The organism is Streptomyces sp. NRRL F-5630 (genome assembly GCF_000719475.1).
Lineage (GTDB): Bacteria > Actinomycetota > Actinomycetes > Streptomycetales > Streptomycetaceae > Streptomyces.
In genome coordinates this window covers 1-2221 of record NZ_JOGO01000159.1, presented here as the reverse complement: position 1 = coordinate 2221, position 2221 = coordinate 1, and the positions used below count along the sequence as shown (strand labels likewise).

General features: G+C 73.6%; 2 protein-coding genes and 1 pseudogene. 2 read left to right on the top strand and 1 reads right to left on the bottom strand.

What is annotated here, in order from left to right; all coding sequences use genetic code 11:
- Nucleotides 1-198: pseudogene (locus IF99_RS0130080) on the bottom strand (hypothetical protein); the annotation flags it as partial.
- 385 nt (nt 199-583) lie between these two features.
- On the opposite strand from IF99_RS0130080, the gene IF99_RS0130075 reads away from it, so the two are divergent.
- Both IF99_RS0130075 and IF99_RS0130070 read left to right on the top strand, forming a co-directional pair.
- A complete protein-coding gene (locus tag IF99_RS0130075) occupies nt 584-1567 on the top strand; it encodes a hypothetical protein (RefSeq protein ID WP_031001617.1) in 984 nt (327 codons plus the stop codon).
- 180 nt (nt 1568-1747) lie between these two features.
- Nucleotides 1748-2221: DUF456 domain-containing protein (locus tag IF99_RS0130070; RefSeq protein ID WP_031001621.1), on the top strand; the 474-nt coding region annotated here is incomplete at its 3' end.

Below are 2221 nucleotides of genomic sequence, written 5' to 3'. Positions count from 1 at the left end.
GGGTGGGGTGGCGGCGCTCCGGGCGGGTGGGGAGTTCTCAGGGGCGACCGGCTCCCGCGGTGGTTTCACCGTGCGCATCGCCGAGGCGAAGTGGTCGTCCAGCGTGTCGGCCGCGGGGTCCGGGCCGGTGTCCGGCGCCGATTCCTCGTAGAGCTGGTCCCACCACTCGTCCTCGCGCGCGTCCCCCTGTTGGCTCATGCCCTTATTGTCCACCGCGAAGGCGATACGAAAACGGCGCGAGGAGAAGTTACCGGCCGGTCCGGAGGGCTTCGCGCCGGCCGGGCGGCCCTACCCCCCACGGGAGAACCGCCCGGCGACGCGGGTGACTTCCCGGCCCTGGCGGGGGTGCCGCCACGGCCGTACCACGCCGTGACGGCGCGGAAGTCACTCGGAGAAGTCCGGCCGCGGAAGTTGCTGCGACGCGCACCCCCCACGGATGCCCGGTCGCCGACCTTTGGCCAAGACACGGTCACTGTGTCAGATCCCGCGCGGGGACGACGATGATAGGCACTGGCGGGTTTACGCCGTGGCCAGTTTCCGCCAGAAATCTGTGTGTGCCACGGCCGGGGAGGGGAAGCGGAAGATGCTGGGCGCGATCGGACTGGATGAGCCGCACGAGGCGGCGTACCGGGCACTCGTGGCGGACGGCGCGGCCGAACTCGGCGCGCTGGCACGGCGGCTCGGGCGGGGCGAGGCGGAGACGCGGGCCGTGCTGCACACCCTGGAACTGCACGGACTGGCGGCGCGCTCCTCGGCGGGTCCCGGCCGCTGGGTCGCCGCGCCGCCCGGCGTCGCGCTGGGCGCGCTCCTCACGCAGCGGCGGCACGAGCTGGACCAGGCGGAGCTCGCGGCGGCCCTGCTCGCCGAGGAGTACCGGGCCGGCGGCGAACGCACCCCGGCGCACGACCTCCTGGAGGTGGTGACCGGCACGACCGCCATCGCGCAGCGCTTCATCCAGCTCCAGTTGGGCGCCAAGGAGACCGTGCGGGCGCTCGTCACGGGGGCGCCCACGGCCGTGTCGGGGATGGAGAACGACGCGGAGGAGGAGGTGGTGGGGCGGGGGGTCGCCTATCGCGTGGTGATCGAGCGCGAGGTGCTGCACCAGCCCTCGGGGCTCGTCGAACTGTCGGCGGCACTGGGCCGCGAGGAGCGGGTACGGGTCGTGGACGAGGTGCCGACGAAGCTCGTCCTCGCCGACGACACGCTCGCGATGGTGCCGCTCACCTCGCGCGCGCCGGAGCCCTCCGCGCTCGTCGTGCACGCGAGCGAGCTGCTCGACGCGCTGAGCGGGCTCTTCGAGTCGGTGTGGCGCGAGGCGCTGCCGCTGCGGCTCGGGGCCTCGGCCGGGGAGGTCGACGAGGACGGGGAACCGGGCCCGGACCGGATGGACTTGGAGGTGCTCTCGCTGCTGCTCGCGGGGATGACGGACGCGAGTGTGGCGAAGCAGCTCGATCTCGGCCTGCGCACGGTGCAGCGGAGAGTGAAGGGCTTGATGGAGCTGACGGGGTCGACGACGCGGTTGCAGTTGGGGTGGCACGCGTACGAGAGGGGCTGGGTGGCGCGGTGAGCCCCCGCGGGGGCTCACCAGGCGACCGCCTTGGTGAAGCGAGCTGTCGTCAGTTGGGGCGGCACCTCGGCCACCGCAGGAGGGGAGGATCGGGACCACCGCCGGGCACGGGGTACTCCGTATGGGCCCCTCGGACGTATCCGGACTGCGTGGGCGGGCGCGGGCGCGCAGGGTGGGGCCATGAGTGTGTGGGAGGTCCTGATCGTCGCGCTCGTCCTGCTGCTCGGCATCGTCGGGGTGCTCGTGCCGGGAGTGCCCGGGCCGTGGCTGGTGTGGGCGGCGATCCTGTGGTGGGCGCTCCAGTCCCCCCGGCCGCTGTCGTGGGGGGTCCTGGTGGGCTCCACGGTCGTGCTGCTGCTCAGCAACCTCGTGCGCTGGCTGCTGCCCAACCGGCGGGTACGGGGCTCGGGGGTCAACCGGCGGATGATGGTGTGGGCCGGGAGCGGCGCGGTGCTCGGCTTCTTCCTGGTGCCCGTGGTGGGCGCGCTTCCCGGCTACGTGGGCGGCATGTACCTGGCCGAGCGGCGCCGGCTCGGCAGCCACGGCGACGCGGCGGCCTCGACCCGTACGGTGATGCGGGCCAGGGGCGCGAGCATCTTCGTCGAACTCTTCAGCTGCCTGCTCATCGCGGGGGCGTGGGCTGGGGCGGAGGTG

Bases quoted from the DNA above. Each gene is read 5' to 3' on its own strand.
- IF99_RS0130075 (WP_031001617.1), top strand. From the start codon at position 584: ATGCTGGGCGCGATCGGACTGGATGAGCCGCACGAGGCGGCGTACCGG.